Origin of the sequence: Parasegetibacter sp. NRK P23, assembly GCF_023721715.1 — a bacterium.
Taxonomy (GTDB): Bacteria; Bacteroidota; Bacteroidia; order Chitinophagales; family Chitinophagaceae; genus Parasegetibacter.
This window is the reverse complement of the sequence record NZ_JAMDLG010000001.1, coordinates 1399287-1421871: the sequence shown is the minus strand read 5'-3', so window position 1 is coordinate 1421871 and position 22585 is coordinate 1399287. Positions and strand designations below refer to the sequence as shown.

14 protein-coding genes are annotated in these 22585 nt (G+C 50.1%); 13 read left to right on the top strand and 1 reads right to left on the bottom strand.

The annotated features are described in order from the left end of the window. Nucleotides 1-3 precede the first annotated feature (3 nt). Nucleotides 4-150: a lmo0937 family membrane protein gene (locus tag M4J38_RS05645; RefSeq protein WP_251758561.1), complete on the bottom strand. Its 147-nt coding sequence runs from the start codon at nt 148-150 to the stop codon at nt 4-6. Nucleotides 151-325: 175 nt separating this feature from the next. On the opposite strand from M4J38_RS05645, the gene M4J38_RS05640 reads away from it, so the two are divergent. From M4J38_RS05640 to M4J38_RS05580, 13 genes are all read left to right on the top strand, one after another. Further along, nucleotides 326-1528 (top strand): FAD-binding oxidoreductase, encoded by a 1203-nt coding sequence (locus tag M4J38_RS05640; RefSeq protein WP_251758560.1) that lies wholly within the window; start codon nt 326-328, stop codon nt 1526-1528. Nucleotides 1529-1581: 53 nt separating this feature from the next. Next, on the top strand, nt 1582-2052 hold the full coding sequence (locus M4J38_RS05635; RefSeq protein WP_251758559.1) for a Dps family protein: 471 nt from the start codon (nt 1582-1584) through the stop codon (nt 2050-2052). 68 nt (nt 2053-2120) lie between these two features. Then, on the top strand, nt 2121-2768 hold the full coding sequence (locus tag M4J38_RS05630) for a porin family protein (protein ID WP_251758558.1): 648 nt from the start codon (nt 2121-2123) through the stop codon (nt 2766-2768). A gap of 316 nt (nt 2769-3084) precedes the next feature. Next, nucleotides 3085-3684, top strand: coding sequence for an RNA polymerase sigma factor (locus M4J38_RS05625; RefSeq protein WP_251758557.1), 600 nt, complete (start codon nt 3085-3087; stop codon nt 3682-3684). Between the two features lie 44 nt (nt 3685-3728). After that, nucleotides 3729-4886 (top strand): FecR family protein, encoded by a 1158-nt coding sequence (locus M4J38_RS05620; protein WP_251758556.1) that lies wholly within the window; start codon nt 3729-3731, stop codon nt 4884-4886. Nucleotides 4887-4998: 112 nt separating this feature from the next. Next, nucleotides 4999-8340 (top strand): SusC/RagA family TonB-linked outer membrane protein, encoded by a 3342-nt coding sequence (locus tag M4J38_RS05615; RefSeq protein ID WP_251758555.1) that lies wholly within the window; start codon nt 4999-5001, stop codon nt 8338-8340. A 21-nt stretch (nt 8341-8361) separates the two neighbouring features. After that, on the top strand, nt 8362-9753 hold the full coding sequence (locus M4J38_RS05610) for a RagB/SusD family nutrient uptake outer membrane protein (protein ID WP_251758554.1): 1392 nt from the start codon (nt 8362-8364) through the stop codon (nt 9751-9753). A gap of 11 nt (nt 9754-9764) precedes the next feature. Then, the gene (locus M4J38_RS05605; protein WP_251758553.1) at nt 9765-10352 is read left to right on the top strand and encodes a hypothetical protein; all 588 of its coding nucleotides are present in this window, start codon (nt 9765-9767) and stop codon (nt 10350-10352) included. A gap of 5 nt (nt 10353-10357) precedes the next feature. Then, nucleotides 10358-11503 carry a cytochrome-c peroxidase gene (locus tag M4J38_RS05600; protein ID WP_251758552.1) on the top strand — a complete coding sequence of 382 codons (1146 nt, stop codon included), beginning with the start codon at nt 10358-10360 and terminating at the stop codon, nt 11501-11503. A 378-nt stretch (nt 11504-11881) separates the two neighbouring features. Further along, nucleotides 11882-14809 carry a two-component regulator propeller domain-containing protein gene (locus M4J38_RS05595; RefSeq protein WP_251758551.1) on the top strand — a complete coding sequence of 976 codons (2928 nt, stop codon included), beginning with the start codon at nt 11882-11884 and terminating at the stop codon, nt 14807-14809. A 237-nt stretch (nt 14810-15046) separates the two neighbouring features. Then, complete coding sequence (locus M4J38_RS05590) at nt 15047-17800, top strand: SusC/RagA family TonB-linked outer membrane protein (RefSeq protein WP_251758550.1); 2754 nt, start codon at nt 15047-15049, stop codon at nt 17798-17800. A 2-nt stretch (nt 17801-17802) separates the two neighbouring features. Then, entirely contained in the window at nt 17803-19485 is a 1683-nt protein-coding gene (locus tag M4J38_RS05585) for a RagB/SusD family nutrient uptake outer membrane protein (RefSeq protein ID WP_251758549.1), read from the top strand. A 17-nt stretch (nt 19486-19502) separates the two neighbouring features. Beyond that, nucleotides 19503-22562 (top strand): TonB-dependent receptor, encoded by a 3060-nt coding sequence (locus M4J38_RS05580; protein ID WP_251758548.1) that lies wholly within the window; start codon nt 19503-19505, stop codon nt 22560-22562. Nucleotides 22563-22585: the final 23 nt, after the last annotated feature.

The following is a 22585-nucleotide window of genomic DNA, read 5'->3' as shown; positions in this document are numbered from 1 at the left end:
TCGTCACGCTCTCCGGATCACGCCCAGCAACAGGCTTACGATGGCGAGAACGATCAGGAGGTGGATCAGGCCGGTGGCGCTGTATACAAACACGCCCAGTAACCAACCTATAATCAGTACCACTGCTATCAGATAAAGTATGCTTCTCATAAAAATTTATTTATTGGTGAATTAAAAAGGGTCTCGTAGCAGTATTTAAAAATACCTTGCCATCGTGCCGTGCATCGTGTGCGCTATGGCAAGACCGTAGAAATCATCTTTTCCTGGGGTGGATTTTCCCCAACAAAGGGTGGAGCGTATTTTTTACAGTAGTGGAAAACGTTCTATGGACCTTCGTTCAGCATACCCCTACTGGCTGTTGCGGCACGGCATCGTCAACAGCTACCCTTCTCTTCAGAAAAACAGCACGGCCGACGTGGCCATTATTGGCGCCGGCATTACAGGCGCTTTGGTGGGCTGGCATTTGGCAAAGGCCGGTAAAAAAGTGATCGTTGTTGATAAGCGGCACGTGGGCATGGGCAGTACCGCGGCTTCTACGGCATTGTTGCAATACGAAATAGATACACCGTTGCGTGAATTGATGGAGAAGGTGGGAAAGAAGAATGCTGAAAGAAGTTACCTCCTGTGCAGAAAATCTATTTACGACTTGCAACAGATCTGCAAAGGGTTGCCAGAGGAATGTGGTTTTGAACTGCGCCCCAGTTTCCAGTTCGCTTCTTATAAAAAGGATGTGAAAGAACAGGAAGAAGAATACGCTTTGCGGAAACAGATCGGCATACCGTTGAAAAAACTGAATGGGGAGCAGGTGAAAAAAACTTTCGGCATGAATGCGCCTTCCGGATTGCTGTCGGCGGATGGCGCTGTGGTAGATGCGTACCGGCTCACCCATGCATTGCTGGAGCAGTCCGCAAAAAAAGGACTGAAGGTATTTGATGGCACCGCCGTTACGGACATCAGGCACAAAAGAAACGGGGTGGAACTTGAAACCGATACCGGTGCTATTATAAAGGCGAAGCACCTTGTGATCGCCTGCGGATACGAATCACAACAATACCTTGAGCAGCAGGTGGAGTTGCTTCATTCCACCTATGCCATCGTGAGCGAACCTTTCCGGGAGAAAAAATTATGGTATAAAGATGCCCTGATCTGGGAAACCGCAGACCCATATATCTACTTGCGCACCACACCCGACAACCGGATTCTCATCGGCGGTATGGACGATGATTTTTCCGATCCACAGAAAAGAGATGAACGGCTGCCGCAGAAAGCCAAAGCCCTGGAAGCAAAATTCAAATCTCTTTTTCCACACCTTCCTTTTAAAACCGATTTTAAATGGGCGGGCACCTTCGCAGGTACCAAAGACGGGTTACCGTATATCGGGAAGCATAAAAGCCGCCCACACACCTACTTCGCCCTGGGATTCGGGGGGAACGGCATCACCTTCAGCATCATCGCCGCGCAATTAATCAGGGATGAACTGATGGGAAAAGAAAATCCTGACCTCGGCATATTCTCTTTCAACCGTTAATGGCACGGATTTTTTAAAACGTAAGCCACAAATCACTACAAACTCATTTTCAGATGAAAACGAATACAGGTATTACAGAACAAAGCGCGAAAAGTATTGCAGCGGTCCTCAACACCCTGCTTTCCGATGAATATGTATTGCTCACCAAAACCAGGAATTACCACTGGCACGTAACGGGCGTCAGTTTCATGGAAATGCACCGGCTGTACGAAGGGCAATACGATACCATCCGCGAAGTAATTGATGAGATTGCAGAAAGGGTTACCCAACTGGGGCAAAAAGCCACGGCCACCATGAAGGAATTCCTGGGACGAACCCGTTTGAAAGAAGGGCCTTACCATACCGAACAGGATAAGCAGGTGAAACAGTTGCTTGCCGACCACGAGGCCATTTCCCGCCATCTTAGGGAAGACATCAGCAAAATTGAAGAAGAACACGACGATCCTGTAACAGTGGATATGCTCACCAATTTCCTGGGCACCCACGAAAAGACCGCCTGGATGCTTAGATCCTATCTGGCATAACAATTGAATATAAGCAATTCACAATCAGCACTTATAAATTAAAGATTGATCATTTAAAAATCCGCAACATGAAAAAGTTAGTAGCAGTATTATCCGTAGCGTTTTTAGGAACAGCCGCAATGGCACAGGAGCAGCAAACTTCATCCGAGTCTTCACTTTCCCCCAAATTCGGGTTGAAACTTGGGGCCAACCTCTCCAATTTATATGTGGACGAAGTGGACGACAACAACATGAAACTGGGGCCAAACGTAGGTTTCTTCGCAAAACTACCCATCGCCAGGGGCTTCTCCATCCAGCCTGAACTTACTTATTCCAACAAAGGAGCAAAACTCCGTTATGATAACTTTTTTCAGGGATCAGGAGAATACCGTTTTAACCTGCACTACGTTGAATTGCCCGTAATGGCGGTGATCAACCTGGGCAGCAACTTCAACATCCATGGTGGTCCGTACATCAGCTACCTGGCTGCGGCAAACATTAAAGATATGGATGACAATGGCACCATTAACGGCGCCACCGAACTGAATGCGGAAAACTTCAACCGGTTTGATGCTGGTCTGGCCGCAGGTATCGGCGTGGATATTTCTAACGTAACCATCGGTGCCCGTTACAGTTATGGTATGAGCGAGATCGGAAAATCCGGCAGCCTTTCAGGAAACCTCACCGGCGATTCCAAGAACAGCGTGGTGGGTATTTACATCGGCATCGGGTTCTAACCACGGCATCAGCATTTATAAATAGTAAGAGGCGGTCACAGGCGCTCCCGATACGGGAGCGCTTTTTTTAGCAGTTAGCAATCGTAATGCAACACGGTATCACCTTGAAGGGAAACACCCATAGGTTCCCGTTATTTCGACGCGTTTTCGGGTGGAAAGTACCAGCGGTGGCACCGGGTACCCCGTATTTTCACCGAACATGTCTGTTTCCACAAAACTGGCATACCCCGTGTAAACACTTTACCTCCGTATGTTTTTTCACCGTATTTGACCCCTTGGCTCCACTGCACTAACTTGCAAGGGTTAAAGCGCTGGTTTGACTGCTCCCTCTTTTCATACCGATCCCGACCTGTTGCGGAAGATCGCCGCAGGCGATTCCGCCGCGTTTGAAGTGTTCTTCCTTCAGGCATGGGACTATGTATATGGTATCGCGATCCGGCTCACCAAATCCCCTGAAATAGCGGATGACCTTGCGCAAGAGATATTTATCCGTTTATGGAACAACCGCGCCCGGCTGGTTGATCTCGATAATTTCCCTGCCTTTCTCTACACGGTTTCCCGAAACCTGGTGTACGACCATCTCCGGAACAAAGTGTTCCGCGAGGAGAACATGGAAGAACTGCGCCGCTACTTTTCTACGGATGCGGAGGCGCCCGATTTCATGGAACGCAAAGAGCAAAGGGAACAATTGAATGACGCGATTGGCCGCCTTTCTCCCCAACTTAAGGCCGTTTTTACCCTGAGTTACCTGGAAGGGTTGAACCATACACAGATCGCTGAAAGACTGGGCATTACACCGGTTTCGTCCCGGGTTTTTCTGGCCAGGGCAGTATCCAGACTCCGGAAAATGCTGCTGCCGCTCTGGTGGCTTTTCACCGCCCTGAAATTTTTTTTCACGGCCATGTTAACGTTTTGATTCTACAGCCGTCATCCAGGTAACCACTTTGTACCAACTACGTTATGGAAAAACAATCCTTCCAGGAACTGGCGGATCGTTACCTGAACGATCGTATTACGCCGGAGGAACTCGATAAACTTCACGAGGCCATGCGCTCCGGAGAGATGCCCACCGATGCATGGGACCCCGCGATGTTGAAGGCATTCGCTGAAACTGAACCAGCGTTTCCTGCCGGAGAGAGCCATAAGCAGCAGGTACTGAACAATGTAAAGCAACATATTGCGGAAGAAAGCAGGCCGAAGGTGATAGGCTTCCGCCGAAGCTGGGTCAGGACCACTGTCGCTGCCGCCGCGGTGGCCGCATTTGTGATTACAGGATTCTATCTTTTCTCTCCCGATAAAAATACTTTTCAGCAAGCTGATGCCGCACCAGGCGGCAACCATGCCACGCTGGTGCTGGCTGATGGGAAGGTGATCGTACTGGACCAGCAAGGCGTAGGCGCATTGGCGGAACAACCGGGGATGAAACCCGTTAAGTCCGGTGATGATCTCCTTGTTTACGCGGGAGAAAACAACGGCGAGGTACCTGTTGAAAACACCCTGCAAACACCTGAAGGCGGACAATACAGCGTGGTGCTTCCGGATGGCACACGGGTATGGTTAAACGCTGCCAGCGCATTAAAATACCCCAGCGCTTTTACAGGAAAAGAACGCCGGGTGGAGCTTTCGGGGGAAGCATATTTCGAAGTGAAAAAGAATACGGAAATGCCTTTCCGCGTATATGCCCGTGGTATGGAACTGGAAGTGCTTGGAACGCACTTTAATGTAATGGCGTATGCGAACGAACAGGATATTCGGACAACACTCACGGAAGGGGCCGTAAAACTCAAACACGGCAACGCTTCCATTCAATTAGAGCCGGGATCCGTAGCCAGTATCTCACCCGGAGATGCAGATTTTGAAAAGCATGCCGCCAACGAAGCACATGAACTGGCGTGGAAAAACGGGTTGTTCAGTTTTCACAAAGCGGATATCCCCACGATTATGCGGCAGATGGAAAGATGGTACAAGGTAAAAGTGGTGTACACGGGCGATGTTCCTGAAAAGCACCTCGTGGGAGAGATCAGCCGCAACAGCTCATTGTCGAAAGTTTTGCGCGTACTGGAGTTGTCTGGCGTGCACTGTAAACTGGAAGGAAATATACTAACTGTATCACCATAAAAAGGAGTGAACAAGAACCAGGAGCGATTAGGCCCGCCCCTGGTGAAATTGTTCGTTCCCCGATAAAAATCGTCTCACGGATCTAGATCAGAAAACCAAAACAATGTTTCGTATGAAGTTACAACTTTGTGGCAACTTCCTGCAAAACAGGGCGTTGCTGCGGCAAACACTCCTGTTTATGAGGATGCTTATCGTGTTCATGACCATCACCTGTTTGCAGGTTTCCGCAACAGGCTTCTCGCAAAAGATCAATCTCAATGGGAGGTTCAATTCCATGGAGAAAGTTTTTTCTTCCCTTAAACAACAGACCGGGTACAATTTCTGGTACGATTACGATCTGTTGAAAAACACCGGTCCTTTTAATGTGCGTGCTAAAGACGCTTCGCTGGAAACGGTCCTGCGTGAACTTCTTGATGAACGTGGCCTCACTTTCACGATAGAAGACAAGATCGTGGTGATCCGCCGGAAGGAAGACGCGGCCAATAAAGATTTGCCCGTTCCGCCCCGCGAAATCCGCGGACATGTGTACAACGATATGGGCGATCCGCTCAGTGGCGCGGTGATCCTGTTGAAGGGAACGAAAAAAGCTTCAGTCACCAACGAAAGGGGAGAATTTACCATGCAACTCAACGCTGAGGAGGCCGTTGGTGGTACGCTGGTATTCACGTATGTGGGTTACCACAAAAAGGAATACAGGGTAAGTGGGCATAGCAGTATAGATATTACGCTTGAGAAAAACGTACAGGAACTTTCCGCCTTCGTCGTTACAAATGGATACAGCAAGCCAAAACGTAAAGAAGAAGTGGTGGGAAGTGTGGCCACTGTTTCCGCGCAGCAACTGCAAACCACGCGCCCTATTGAAAGTTTCGATAAAATGCTGGAAGGGCTGGTACCCGGTATGCAGGTCGTGACCAATACTGAACTGGGTACACCCGTAAAGATCAATATCCGCGGGCAGAATTCCCTTTCAGGGTTGAATGGTGCAAACTCCACCGACCTCACCACATCGGCGCAGCCTTTGTTCGTGGTGGACGGTGTGCCTATTACGGAGCAACGGAAAAAGGATGAACCTGTTGCTTTTCTCAACAATGAGGAACTCCTGAACGCGATGGCCGGTATTAACCCGGATGATATCGAAAGCATATCCGTGTTGAAAGATGCCGCGGCGGCCGCCATCTATGGCGCGAATGCCAGCAACGGGGTGATCATCATCACCACCAAAAAAGGCAGGGCCGGAAGAGCAAGGCTGAACATCAATTACAGCAACGGCTGGAGCCAGTCCATCAACAGGTTAAAATGGCTCTCGGGACCGGAGTACCACCAATTGTTGAAAGAAACTTACCTCAATGATGGCCGTACCGAATTTGATGCCGACCAACTGGCAGGCTCACCCGATATTAATACGAACTGGTTTGAATTACTGAACAGGTTCGGCACTTTCAGGAACCTGGACATCGATCTTTCCGGTGGCACGGAGTCTACACAATTCAGGATATCCGGCTCCTACCTTGACCAGCAATCCATTCAGAAAGGAAACGATTTCCAGAAGCTGTACATCAGGATGCGCATCGATCACCGCATCAACAAAAAGCTGGGTTTCAGCATGTCGCTGGCACCGAGCATCACCAACAAAACAGCGCAAAACGCTTATGCGATAGTACCCATTGCGCCGAATATCCCGGTTTACAACGCTGATGGTTCCTTCTATAAATTGTCAAGCCTGGGTGTGCCGAACCCGCTCGCGGTGCTGGCGCAGAACAGGAACAAACACTCCGGTGGTACCATGAACGGTGTTTTCAGGATGGAATATGAGCCTTTGAAGAACCTGCGTTTGTCCTCCAGCTTTGGTGTGGATGGACTGATCAATAAACTGGATCTTTTCAAAAGTCCGAAGAATGCCACCGGTGAGAACCTGAATGGCTTCGCCGAAATTTATGACCGTACCGATTTCAGCTGGATCAGTTCTTCCCAGGTGAACTGGTCGGGCAAACTGGCTGCCCGCCACAAACTCGATGTTACGGCTGGCTTCGAAGCCCGCGGCGAGCAAACCAAATTGCTGCGCGGATCGGGAAGTGGCTTCACCTACTCGGGCATAACAGAACTGAGTGTGGCGCAAAACCGCCAGTCGGCCTCTTCAAGACAAACCGCATCTACAGTATCGGGCTATGGGCAGGCGATCTATAATTTTTCTGAGAAATATTTTCTTTCCCTCAGTGGTCGTTATGATGCGTCATCGATCTTCGGCACCGATGTGAACGCCACCGTGAACTCCGCTGCCGGTCTGGGCTGGCTCATCAACAGGGAGAACTTCCTGCGGGAACAAAACTGGATAGACATGCTCCGGTTAAGAGTGAGTTACGGAACAACCGGCAACTCGCGTATCGGCAGCTACCAGGCCCGTGGCATCTATACTTTCAGCAGTACAGGGTACAACGACCAGACTTCTTCCTATATCTCTACCGCACCCAATCCCGGTCTTGGCTGGGAGAAAGGGTACAAAACGAATATCGGTCTTGACTTCAGTTTCCTGAAACGCTTTAACATCAGCGCTGATGTATACAATAATATCACCGATGATGCTATTTCCACCATCACCACGCCCATCGAAAACGGGTTCAGCTCAGTATTGGCCAACGTAGCCAAAATGCGGAACCGGGGTTTTGACGCAGGTATCACCGCCCAGATTTTCACCGGAGATTTCAGGTGGACCTCTACGCTGAACGTAGGTTACAACGAAAACAAAGTGCTGGAAGTGAAAAACGATTATACGCGTTACGCTTCCCAGAATTATCTGGCGGCTCTGCTGAAATCATCCGTGAGCACCACTGCGATATGGGGCTTTGAATTCGCGGGTGTGGACCCGGCCACAGGAAGAGAAATGTATTACGACAACACCGGCAAGATCGTTAACGCCACTGACCTTGACCGAAACCTGCAGAACGCCTATTACCTCGGTGATCGTTTGCCGAAGGCTCAAGGTGGTTTCATCAACGCGTTCGGTTACAAAGGCATCTCGCTTACCGTGAATATACTGTACTCCTTTGGGGCGAAAACACTGATCGATTACATCAACGAGAACAATGGCCGGAACCTGCCGGAGCGCAACATGAGTGTGAACCTGCTCGACCGCTGGCAAAAGCCGGGTGATATCACGAATATCCCGAAACTGTCTACGGGTGTGAGCGGCCAGGGTAACCCGATTGTGAGCAACTCCTCAAAATATGTTTACGACGATACGTTCATTAAACTGAGCAATGTGGGTATCTCTTATCAGCTGCCTAAAAAAGTGACCGAGAAACTGAAAGGTGTTTCCGTAACGGTTTATGGAAACGGCACCAACCTGCTGTACTGGTACAAACAGGATTCACCCAGGGGCCGCAACGGCGTTCGTGAATACAAATACAGTTTCCCGGAGGCGCAGAGCTTCACCTGGGGTGTTCGCCTCGGTTTATAAACGTTCCAAAATTTAATTGCAATGCGTAAAAATAGCATCATATTATTACTGGCGGTTACAACGCTTTTCACCGTCACATCCTGCAAAAAGTTCCTGGAGCAGGAATCGCCCAACAACGTGCCCGTTTCAGAAATCTTCACCAATTTTGAAGGTGCACGCACCACGCTCGTGGGCTGCTACGAAAACCTGAAGGCGAATGATTATTACCTGAAGTTCTTTTATGCTTTCCCTGAAGTTACGGGTGGCAACATTAAATATACACGTGCCGCGAACCAGTCGCTGGGACTGAGTTTCAACTTCACCAACAACAATATCGACAACGACATGCGCGGTTTCTACAATACCGCTTACCGCATCATTTTCAATGCCAACAATATTCTTGCTTATATCGGAAATGTAAAGGATGCGAGCCTGATCCAGAAGAACAGGATGCTGGCCGATGCTTACACTATTCGTGCGCTGGTACATTTTGATCTCGTGCGTGTGTTTGCGCAGTCGTATGCTTATACGCCTGATGCTTCCCACCCGGGCATCATCCTGAAAACGGTGAATGGCCCGGTAATAGAACCCGCGGGCAACCGTGCTTCCGTGAAAGAAGTGTACGACCAGGTGGTGAAGGACCTGGATTCCGCTATCGCTTTGTATGCCAACAGCACCGCTATTTACGCCGGTGGTAACGATAAAACCTGGCTCTCCGGGGATGCCGCGAAAGCATTATTGAGCAGGGTGCATTTGTACAAGGGCGATTGGGAAGAAGTGATCGCGCTGGCAACGGATATCATCACACCGAATAATTACCGTCTGCTTACCAGGGCGCAATACGTGAACTCCTGGAGCAGGAAGAATATTTCGAATGAAAGTATTTTTGAACTGGCCTATGGAACCAGGACAGGCGGTAGTCTTGGGGAAAACTACAACCCGCTTGTCACCAGTCAGGTGCAGTGGGCGGCAACCAATGATGTGCTGAATCTCTACCTGCCCGCTGATATCCGTTCTTCGGCCACCATGTTCGTGAAAGCTACCATCTCCGGGACGGAGTATTTCTTCCCTAAAAAATACCAGGGCACATCAGACAGCGCCAACAACATTAAACTGATCCGCACTTCGGAACTGATCCTCAACCGTGCTGAGGCTTATGCCGAAAGCAATATGCTGACCGAAGCGCTGGCCGACCTGAATACCATCCGCAAACGCGCCAATACTTCAGCTACCAACTTTTCTTCCACCGACCAGCAGGAAATCATCAACGAGATTTTAACGGAGCGGAGAAGGGAACTTTGCTTTGAAGGACACACATTTTTTGACGTAAGCAGGAAACGGAAAAACCTCGTTCGCATCGATTGTGTGAGCGCCAACGCCAACATCAGTTACCCCGATGACAAATTCGCCTGCCCCATTCCTATTTCACAATAAAACTGCAAACAATGAAACTTCAGATATTAACCACCGCACTCATCGTTCTCCTGTCTGCCGGCTGTAAGCGAGAATACGACGCACAACCCACTTACGCGAAACCCGCATTGGCCGCCACCTGGGCAAAGCCGGAACAGTACTATTCTCCAGGCCCCCAGATATACCAGGAGGCGACGGGGACATGGAGGAATTTTTCGAGTTTCTCTGTAACTACGGAAGGAGAGCCCGATAAACTCGGTTTTGCGAACCCTTATGTTCCGGGAAAAGGAACGAATGTATTATACATGAATAACCTTTATGGAACTAATCCTGGCTATACAGGTGATTCCGGCTACTACAATTTCACTGCCATTAAATTATTCCAGTTCATCCCAAAAAGTCCTGATTCCATTGAAACGGGAACAGTGATTGTGCTGCCGCAGAAAATTACCATCTATACGAAAGCGAAGGAGAAGCTTCACATTGGCGTTGGTCCTTCAGACCAGCCCGGCACTTACGATACCCGTTCCGGTGTATTTGAAATTGAAGTGAAATTCGATGATACCGAAATCGGAGGTCCTTCGGAAATAAAAAGAAGATACAGGTTCAACGCAAATTAAATTCCATGAAGAAAATACATATAGCATTGTTACTGGCGGTAACGTCCGGGGCCGCGGTTTGTCTTTCCTTTAAAGGTGTGCATGAAGATCCCGATATCGCCCTGCTCCGGAAACTGTACAGCAGCGGCGATCCTGCTCAATGGCCGAAGGCCATCGTGGACCCCAATGTGAAAAACTTTAAAGACATCGGCGCTTTACCCGAAGTAGTGCATCCGAAAGACAACCCGTTTAATGCGGCTAAAAAGGAATTGGGCAAAACACTTTTCTTTGACCCCCGGCTTTCCGTTTCAGGACAGATCGCCTGCGCCTCCTGCCACGATCCCCAACTCGGTTGGGGTGATGGAAAAAGAGTATCCTTCGGCCACGACAGGCAACTCGGGAAACGAAATGCCATGTCCCTGTTCAATACCGCCTACTTCGAAAAACTTTTCTGGGACGGCCGGGCAAACAGTTTGGAGGACCAGGCCCGATTCCCCATCGCCGATCATGTGGAAATGAACATGAACGTGAACGATATGGAAAAGAAAGTAAAAACTTTCAGCGGCTACAAACCCATGTTCAAAGCAGCCTTCGGCAGCGATAGCATCAGTATGGACAAAATCTTCAAAGCGATCGCCTGTTTTGAAAGAACCATCGTGAGTCCCGAAAGCAGGTTCGATCTGTTCATCAAAGGACGGAGCCAGGCGCTGAAAGATGAAGAAGTACTGGGCCTTCACCTCTTCCGAACCAAAGCTGGTTGCGTGAACTGCCACAACAGCGGCGTATTCAGCGACGATCAGTTCCACAACGACGGACAAACGCTTTTCGCCAGCGCCAGCGAAGACCTCGGACTGTATAATGTTACCAAAAACAGAAGCGATGTGGGTAAGTTCAGGACACCGTCCTTGCGTGAAACCGCTAACACCGGCCCCTGGTTCCACCATGGCAACTTCCCGACGCTAAAAGATGTCGTTTTCTTTTATAACCTCGGCAATCCGTCTCCTATCCAGCGTGTATACAAAGGCGACCGCGATTCGCTGCTCCCGAAAACTTCACCCATCCTGAAGAAACTCTCGCTCAACGACCGGGAAATCGACGCCCTGATCGCATTCCTGCATTCCATCACCACCACGCCACAGCGGCTGAAGCCTATAACAGATTTTCCTAAGTAGAACCGTTAAAGTTTTAATACGTGTCCGCATCGGTGTAAAACACCGATGCGGACACGTCCATTTCAACAGGTGCATCGGCAGAAAACAACGTCGGTGGCACCGGGTAACCCGTATTTTCACCGAACGCGAACTTCTACCGAAAAACCGGCACACCCCGTTTAAAAACGCTCATCTCCGGCTTTTTTCACCGTAACCTTTTAGGGAAGTCACCTATACCTTTGTGAAGTAGCCCATACCTTCGTAAAGCCTCCTACTCCTTAGTGAAGTCTTCCATACACTTTTCGTGAAGTCACCCATTCTCTTCAATCGTTAGAATCCTCTTCCGATTTCCTGCTATGCGCGAATCGCCTATTTTTGTTCCAAACGATTCACTTGCGCATGAGAACTACTGCTTTTTTGCTGACGGCGCTCTTCTTCTTTACACTCCGTGCCGGTGCGCAGAATACCATCGGTATTCCCAATATCACCAACTACCTGAAACAGGATTACAATGCCGGCAGGCAGAACTGGGCCATCGCACAGGACAAACACGGCATCATGTATTTCGGCAACAACAATGGCCTGCTCTCTTTCGACGGGGCTTTCTGGAGAACTTATCCCCTGCCCAACGCCACCATAGTGCGCTCAATAGCCATTGACGCGGATGAAAGAATTTATGTGGGCGGACAGGGTGAATTCGGTTATTTCTTCCCGGGAAAAAACGGGGAACTCGAATATACTTCCCTCAAAAAAATGTTGCCGCCCGCGGAATTTGATTTCGCGGATGTATGGAACGTATGCCTTTTCAATAAAGAAGTCTTTTTCCGCGCCAACAGGAAAATCATTCGCTTCGCGAAGGACAAACTCACTACCTGGAACGGGGTGAATTTTAACTTCATGGGCAATAGCACCAGGCACCTCCTCGCATACGACAATGAGCAAGGATTGCTTTCTTACATAAATGGTAAATGGACGGGAAAGATCAGTACCGGCGCTCTTCCCGCAGGCATTCAATTCAAAAATGCCATCGACTTCGGAAAGGACAGTACACTGGTTACTTCCATCTCCCACGGGCTTTTCATCATCCACAACGATTCCCTCCACCGCTACGAAACGCCCGATATCAAAACAATAGCGGCCATGAACATATTCGGCGCGGTATGGCTCTCTCCCGATAAACTCGCGCTGCCCACCAATCTCGGCGGCTGCGTGGTGATCACCAAGTCCGGCAATTTTATCCAGCGGTTCACCAAAAAAGAAGGGATACAGAACAACAATGTGCTCAGTATTTTCCTCGACAAGGACGAAAACCTATGGCTGGGGCTTGACAACGGCATTGATCTCCTGACCTACAGCAACTCCATCAAAAACATCTTCCCAGAAACCGACGACCGGAATTCAGGCTATACTTCGTATATACATAACGGGTACCTCTACCTGGGTCTGGCCTCGGGACTTTTTTCCGTTCCCCTCTCCAACCAGGGCGAGGACCTCAGTTACACGAAGGGGGCTTTTTCACTGGTGGATAAAACAAAGGGCCAGGTGTGGAATCTTTCCGAAGTGAATGGGCAACTTTTGATGGGGCACAACAAAGGGGCTTTTCATATCCTCAACAATACCGCTTCCGTAATTGACAGCAAAAGCGGTTTCTGGTTGTTCAAACCCGTTTACGACAGCGTCCCCTCTGCCCTGATCATGGCGGGATCGTATAATGGGATCAGCTTTTACGACTACCGGAACGGCCAATTTTCAAACCCCGGGAAAAGCGTGCATTTCGAATCGGCACGCCTTATCGAAAAACACGGGGATCATGTATGGGCCATCCACCCCTACAAAGGCTTGTACAAAATCACTATCGGGAAAGATGGCGCCGCTTCCGTAACCGATTATGTAAACAGGAAGAAACTGCTTTCGGAAAACCACAACCATATCTATAGTATAGGTGGCAAGTTGATCCTTACCAGCGATAACGGCATTTTTGAATACGATGATAGAGAAGGTGATTTTGTAGCATCTGCCCGGTTCAGGAGCCTGTTCGGCAATACAGTGGTCGATTACCTGAAGGAGGACCGCTATGGCAATATCTGGTTTTGTGCCAACCGGAAACTGGGTGTGGTGGACCGCTCTGCGGGAAAACCTTCGCTGATGTATATCCCGGAAATGGATGATAAGATTTTGGCGAACGGGTTTGAACACATCAATGTCGTGGACAGCAACAACGTGTTTATCGCGGCGGAAAAAGGGTTCTTTCACCTCAACTATGCCCGGTATAAAAAGAGTAAGTACCCGTTGAAAACACTGATCCGGAAAGTAAGCGCGGGCGGCAATGCCGACACCGTGATTTTTGGCGGATACCAGCCTGAAGCCGGAGCGGATGCACCCGCTGTGAAGTATGACAATAATTCCATTCGCTTCGAGTGCACCTCCATTCTGTATGGCCAGAAACACAACACAGAATACAGCTATTTCCTGGAGGGCTTCGACCGGAACTGGGGGGAATGGACCAAAAGAACGGAAAAAGAATACACCAACCTTCCCGCAGGATACTACACGTTCAAAGTGAAAAGCAGGAACAATTTCGACAACGAGTCGCCGATCGCTTCCTACCAGTTCACGATTTTGCCACCCTGGTACCAGACCTGGTGGGCATGGCTGCTTTACAGTGCGGCCTTCTTCGGAGTGCTGTACATTTTCTATAAACGCCAGCAGGAAAAATACAAGCGCCGGGAAAGAAAAAAACTGGAAGAGCAACAACGGCGCTACGCAGAAGAACAGCAACAACTGCGCATCCTCCACGAACTGGAAATCGGGAAAAGCGAAAAACAGATCATTGAACTGAAAAATGAAAAGCTTCAGGCTGAACTGGAACACAAAAACGCGGAACTGGCCTCGTCCGCGATGAACCTCGTGCGGAAAAAGGAGTTCCTCACTAAAGTGAAGACCGATCTTTCTGATTACAGGAGCAATGCCGATCCTCAGAAGGCTGGTAAAGAATTCCAGAAAATCGTGAAAATGATCGAAAACGAACTGGACCACGACCAGGAATGGGAGCAGTTCGCCCGCCATTTCGACAGCGTGCATACCAACTACCTGGGTCGCCTGAAGGAGTATTGCCCCGACCTCACCTCTTCCGAACTGAAACTCGCCGCTTATTTACGCCTTAATCTTTCTACCAAAGAGATCGCCCAACTCATGAACATCTCCATCCGCGGCGTGGAAACCAGCCGTTACCGCCTCCGGAAAAAGCTCAACCTCACCACGAACGATACCAGCTTGTTTGACTTTCTCATCAATATCACCAAACCGAACGAGCATTCTGGACAATAATGCTGTGGTGGAATATAAAATAATGATTGCGCCGCGTAAGCATTCCGGGGCAACAACCATAGGGTGGGAAACAACTCATTTCATACATGCATGAGTACCTCAATTTCTTTTGAAGTAACAATAAGTATTTGATTTTCAATTAAAAATATAAATCATGTAGAGGTTTTGACGTAGTGGAATATTTGGTTTTAGCGGCATCCGAATGCAACTTTGTTCCATCACCAAAATGCTGCTATAATGATAAAACGATTGCAAAGCAGCCTGGGATTATTGTTGGTTTCAGGCCTCTCCATGGCTCAGTCACCGGTGGATACCTCCACCCTGGAGAACCCGCCCGGCACCGTTCAACTACTCTACCAGGCCGTGCCAAAGAAGAAAACCACCGCCGCCGTTTCGGAAATCTACGGGCAGGAACTCCGCAAAACGGTCTCCACCACTTTCGGGGGATGGCTCACCGGAAGAATGGCGGGATTGTTCACCACCCAAACCATCGGCGAACCCGGCTTTGATGATGTGAATGTCTTTCTCCGCGGTCAGCAGCCGCTGGTGTTGATTGACGGAACACCGCAGAGCTTTCCTTCCCTGAACCCGGAACAGATCGAATCCATCACACTACTTAAAGATGCCGTGGCCACCGCCATGCTGGGATTGAGGGGTTCTAACGGCGCTATCCTGATCACCACTAAAAAAGGCTCCAGTGTTCCTGGTCAGCATATTGAGTTTACCGCAAGGCACGGGGTGCAACGGCCCACACAACTTCCGAAGTTCGTGGATGCCGCCACTTATGCCACTTTATACAACGAGGCGCTCGCGAATGAAGGGCAGGCGCCCGTCTACTCCGCCGAAGCGATCGCCGCTTACAGGGACGGAACCGATCCCATCGCCCGCCCAAATGTGGATTGGCAACGTGAAATACTCGAAAATCAGGCCCCGCTCAGCCGCTACGATCTCTCCGTTTCCGGTGGAAACAAGACCACAAGGTATTTCGTGAACCTGGATTACCTCCACCAGGCAGGACTCCTGAAAACAGAAGACTTCAATACTTACAATACCAATTCAGATTACAAAAGGTATATCATCCGCTCCAATATCGAGATAGACCTCAGTAACTCGGTGACCACTTCGGTTAACCTCATAGGCAGGATACAAAACTCCAACCAGCCAGGGGCCACCACCGGCACCATCTTCGACAATATCGCCAACACGCCGAACAACGCGTATCCCCTTCGAAACTCCGACAGCTCCCTGGGCGGCAACCTGGATTACCGCCAGAACCTGTACGGGCAAACGGTGCTCTCAGGATACCGCCCTGTATATGAGCGCGACTTTAAAGCCGATGTGAGCCTGAAAGGAAAACTGGACGTGATCGTCAAAGGATTGTGGGTGAAAGGGCTCGCCGCCATCAACGGCTACCAGCGGGAAACCATCAACCGGAGTAAAAACTTCGCGGTGTTCCGTGAAAATACCGACGCGGGCGGCGGGAAATCCTACGATGTGTACGGTGTTACAACGGATCAGTCTAACTCCATTGCCGTGAACAGTCAGAACAGGTTATTTTACACCGAACTCTCGCTCGGTTACTCCAAACAACTTTCTTCCAATGATAACCTGGACATCATCGCCCTGTACAACAACGACAACAGGATGGTGAACTCCGAACTGCCTTTCAACTATTCAGGCGCCGCCGCTAAAATCTCTTACGACAGGAACGATAAATACTTCATTGACCTGGCCATGAGCTACAACGGAACGGAGCGACTGCCCAAAGAAAACAGGTATGGTTTCTTTCCCGCCATCGGCCTGGGCTGGAACCTCACCAAAGAAAATTTTCTTCAAAACAAGGCTGGCTGGCTCAACGACCTGAAACTCCGTGCATCTTTCGGCAGAACAGGCAATGCCAATGTGGGTTACTATGATTATTACCAGTACTACACTACTGGCTCCGGATACGGATTCGGCAACACGGTTCCTTCCTCCACCACTACCTTGCAACAGGGCACACTCGCCAACCCTTTCATCAGTTTTGAAAAAGCGGATAAGCTGAATGTGGGTGTGGATGCGGTTTTGCTGAAAAACAAGTTGAACATCACCGTGGATTATTTCCGCGATAAATACTTCGACCTCGTACAATCTCGCCAGAATGGTTCGGATATGCTGGGAACAGAATATGTACGGGAGAACTTCGGTTCCAACCGGTATTCCGGACTTGAAGTAACAGCGGGCTGGCAGGAAAAGAAAGGCGCTTTCAGTTATTTCATCGCCCCAAACCTTACCCTCCTGCAAACGGAAGTTTTGAAGCTGGCTGAACCCAACCGGATGTATGCCTACATGCTGCAAACAGGCAAACCTGTTGGCGCGGCCTATGGTTATGTGGCCGATGGACTGTTCGCTTCCCAGGCTGAAATTGACGCGCATGCCTTCCAGGGCGCAGGCATTTTGCCCGGCGATATCCGTTACCGTGACCTGAATGAAGATGGTTTGATAGATGCCGCCGACCGGCAGGTGATCGGCAATACCGCACCGCAAATCTATTATGGACTGAACACCGGTGTAGAAGTAAAGGGCTTCGACCTTCATGTGCTTTTCCAGGGCGCGGCCAATATCAATAAGCAACTTGGTGGTTTTATGGCGTTCCAAAACAATGGACGGGCCCAGGTATATGAATACCAGACCAACCGGTGGACACCGCAAAATACAACGGATGCCGCTTACCCGCGCCTTTGGCTGGGCAACAATATAAACAACCAGCTCACGTCTTCCTATTGGCTACATAAAGGAGATTATGCCCGGATACGCAGTGTGGAACTGGGTTATACGCTGCCATCAGCGATGGCCGGAAAGGCCCGGTTACAACTGGTACGTGTATTCGTAAACGCCACCAATCCCGTTACGTTCTCTTCCCTCAACAAATGGAACATAGACCCCGAAGGGCTTGCGGGCGCATATCCCATTATGAAAACGTTCAACGCGGGCCTTACCATCAAACTTTAATTATGAGAACATTTTATTGTATAGCGCTGCTGGCCGCATTGTCGGTGGCCGGGTGCAAAAAATATGAGAACGGTCCCCTCGAGAATTTTACCGAAGAGATCATCTTCGATCCGCTGGATCAGAACGGATTGAACGCGCAACAGTTTCTCGCTAATATTTACGCGGAAATGCCCACGGGTTTTAATCGTATTGGCGGCGACCTGCTGGATGCGGCTACCGATGATGCTATGCCTTCCCGTTTCGGAACGTCAATACAGTCTATCATCCAGGGCAATCTTACCAACGCGTCCCATCCGGATGGCGCGTGGAGCAAATACTATGGCGGTATCCGGAAAGTGAATCTTTTCCTTTCCAAAATAGATATCGTGCCGAAGCCGGATGAAGTGAAGCGCTGGAAAGCCGAAGCGCGTTTCCTGCGGGCCTTCTTCTACTTTGAACTGCTGAAACGTTACGGTGGCGTGCCTTTGGTAGGCGACCGGGTTTTCTCTCCGGAAGATGATATCCAGTTGCCGCGCAACAGCTTCGCGGAATGCGTGGATTACATCGTATCCGAATGTGATGCCGTTAAAACCCAGGTGTTCATTGAACCCGTGCCCGCACCCGATTTCGGGAAGGCTTCAAGGGGTTCCGCCATCGCTTTGAAAGCCCGTGTACTGTTGTATGCCGCCAGTCCATTGTACAATGGTGGTGTTCCCGCCGCGGCTTCCGCTGCGCAAAAAGCCGTGATGGGTTATCCCGGATACGATCTGAACCGCTGGGACCTGGCCGCGAAAGCAGCGAACGAACTGCTGACGCTGAATGTGTATACCCTGGAAGGTACCTACAATAACGTTTTCCTGAACAGGCGCAACAATGAAGTGATCCTTTCTTTCTTACGTGGCACCACCACCGATGTGGAAACCAACAATGGCCCCGTAGGATATACGCTGAATGGGGTAAGCAACGGCGCTACAAGTCCTACCCAACAACTGGTGGATGCGTTTCCCATGGCCAACGGCAAAGCCATTACCGATCCCGCTTCCGGTTACGATGCCGCCAATCCGTACAACAGCCGTGATCCGCGTTTGGCGAATACGGTACTCCGCAATGGAAGCCAGTGGCTGAACCGTGGTGTGCAGACTTTTGAAGGTGGCCTGGATAAACCCAACAGAGGAGGCGTACAGACCCAAACGGGTTACTATATGCGAAAATTCATGGGCAACTTCGCTACTTCCGCGCAGTATTCCGGGCAGAACCACAATTTCGTATTGTTCCGTATCGCAGAGGTAATGCTGAACTATGCCGAAGCCCTCAACGAATTTTCCGGTCCTTCTACAGCAGCGGTTTCCACCCAACTCATCAATATCCGGAAGAGAGCGGGTATCGCCGCCGGATCCGATAACAGGTATGGTGTTCCCACAGGACTAACCCAGGAACAAATGCGGGCTTTCATCCGCAACGAACGCAGGATAGAAATGGCTTTTGAAGAACAGCGCTACTGGGACCTCCGCCGCTGGAAGACCGCTGAAACGGAACTCAACAAACCACTGGAAGGAATGAAAACCACGCTGGACAATGCGGGTAATCCGCTGTATGAAAGAGTGGTGGCCGGTAAAATCACCTTCCTTCCCCGGATGTATTACTACGCGATCCCCTTCGGTGAAATATCCAACAACAGAATGCTCATCCAGAACCATGGCTGGTAAACCAAAATGAATGCTGTATGAAAAAACTATTTTTATTATTGACGATATGCCTGGGCGCGCTGGCCACTTATGCGCAGCAAACCGTTTCAGGTACCGTGAAGAACGCCGCCGGGCCGGTGGAAGGCGCTTCCGTTTTTGAAAAAGATGTACCCAACAACGGTACGGTAACCGATGCGGCCGGGAATTTCTCCCTTACCCTGCGGGGAAAAGGAACCCTTGTGGTGCAAAGTATTGGTTACCTCAGTAAAGAACTAAACGTTTCGGGCAGGAACAATGTCCAGATCACCCTGGAGATAGACGCCAAGGGTCTTGAAGATGTAGTGGTGATCGGCTATGGAAAAACCACCAAAGTGGCCAATACCGCGGCCGTAAGCTCCATCAGCGGCGATGAGATCAGGCAAACACCTACGGCCAGTTTCCAGAACGCGCTCGTAGGTCGTGTACCAGGTATCGTTTCCCAGCAACGGTCCGGAAGGCCGGGAGGCGACGGCAGCCGCATCCTGATCCGAGGACTCAGTTCCATGGGCTCTGGCGACAATGCCGGCGCGCCGTTGATTATCCTGGACGACCTCGAATACCAGGGTAACCTCAGCGATATTGATGCCGACCAGATCGAAAATTTCACCATCCTCAAAGATGCCGCTTCCACCGCGGTATTCGGTATCAAAGGCGCCAACGGCGTAATTGTGATCACTACAAGAAGAGGAAAGACCGGTCGTGCAAGGGTGACCTTCCGTTCCGAAAACGCGGCCCAGCAACCAACTTACCTGCCCAAATACCTTGACTCGTATAACGTGGCACTCATCAGGAACAGAGCGCTGGAAAGCGATGGCCTGCCCCCGTTCTACACCGAACAGGACCTCGAACATTTTAAAAACGGTACTGCACCTTATACCCACCCGAATATCGACTGGGCCGATCTGCTGCTGCGCGACTTCTCCGTTCAATCCTATAACAACATGAACATCTCCGGCGGTACTGAAAAAGCGAAGTATTTCGTTTCAGCGGGCTATCTCTGGCAGAACGGGATGATCAAAGATTTCACTACGGATAAAGACCTCAACAGCAATTACTATTACAAACGGTACAACTTCCGCTCCAACCTGGATTTTACGGCCACAAAAACCTTAACGCTGAATATGGACCTTTCCGGAACTTTTTCTGAAAGGAACGAGCCCAATATCGGCGGAAGGAACAACCGGAACAACATCTTTTTCGAAATAAGCGATTACAACCAGTTGCCGCCTTTTGCCTACAATCCGTACAACCCGGATGGCTCTTACGGTTCCAATCCCGCGGTGGGCAACTATTCCAACAACGTCATCGGAAGGATAGCGCTGGGTGGTTACAACCGTTCTTACGACAACAACATTACGGTGAACGCGCGCGCCATCCAGAAACTGGATATGGTTACAAAAGGCCTTTCCGCGCGTTTTGTAACGGGCTACAACGCGCAGTTCCGCTTCTGGCGCAGCCTTACGCGCACCGAGTTTCCTTCTTTCGGGTATGATCCGGCAACTGAAACCTACGCCGCCTGGAACCCCAATATTTACCGGGTGGAAAAACTGAACCTCGGTTATTACGCCGATGGTCCCAACTCCCTTAAAATCCTCAACCTGCAGGGCGCGTTGAACTACGACCGCAATTTCGGCGGACAAAGAGTGTACGCGCTGGCCCTCTTCAATCAAACCTCCAGGATCGCCGGAACGGCGCTTCCTTATTACCTCCGCGGGTATTCCTTCCGCGCGGGATACGATTATGAAAAGAAATACCTCCTGGAACTGAATGCCGGTTACAACGGCAGCAGCCGCTTCTCCGAACAGAAGCGCTACTCCTGGTTCCCGGCGGTATCCGTGGGCTGGAACGTTGCTGAAGAAGGATTCTTCAAAAACAACATCAGCTTCGTGGACCTGTTTAAAATCCGTGGTTCCATCGGGGTTACCGGTACGGATGAACTGGCCATTTCAGGCGCGCAATCCGTGTACCTGCCGCGTTACATCAATTCGGGGTCGTATTCTATCGGGGAAATCAGCAACAATATCGGCGGTATCGTGGAAGACATCCTCGGCAATGATGTGACCTGGGAAAAAGAAAGGCAATGGAACATTGGTGTTGACCTGAAAATGTTCCAGGGTAAACTCGGCATCACCGCGGATTATTTCGATAAGTACCGTTACGATATCCTCATCCAGCGCAACAGTGTATCCACTTTGCTGGGGGTTAACCTGCCACCCGTGAACCTGGGAGAAGTGCAGAACCGCGGGTTTGAAATTGAACTCTCTTATGCTGATCAGATCAACAACAACCTGCAGTACTCCATCCGTACCAATATTTCAGTCGCGAAGAACAAAGTGTTGTACATGGATGAGGCGCAACCCGCTTTCCCCTGGCTGAACAGAACGGGTAACCCGCTGGGCACCATCCCCGGCTACACTTTCATCGGCTTCTACCAGGATGCAGACGATATCGCGAAAAGTCCCGTGTTCTCGGGCCCGGTCGCAAAACCAGGTGACCTCAAATACGCGGACCTGAACGGCGACAATATCATTGATGTGAACGACCAGCGTATTCTGAAATATCCCAACCTTCCCAATACCATCCTCGGGTTCACAGGTAATATCGGGTACAAGAGTCTGAGCTTCTCTTTCACCATGCAGAGCGCGCTCAACTTCGCGAACCGGAAAGTGGCAGAATCCATCAACCCGTTCTCCAATAACCTGCGCGAAATTCATGCCCAGGCCTGGACACCGGAAAATTCGGCCAACCCCGCGTTCCCGCGCATCTCCACCGTGGGCACCATCAGCAACGCCACCGCTTATCCCTCCGATTACTGGTTCCGGAGAACCGATTACCTCCGCGTGAAAACCATGCAGCTTTCTTATGATCTTCCTAAAAAGCTCATGAACAAACTCACGTTGCAGGGTACACGCATTTATGTAAGCGGCTATAATCTGCTGACCTGGATGCTGAAGGAAAAGAATATTTATGAAGTGGACCCCGAAACACCTTCCGGTACCGAAGGGGGCGATTATCCCGTGCAGAAAGTGATCAACCTCGGATTGCAGATCACGTTCTAAACCACTTCATTCACCAGACTTCA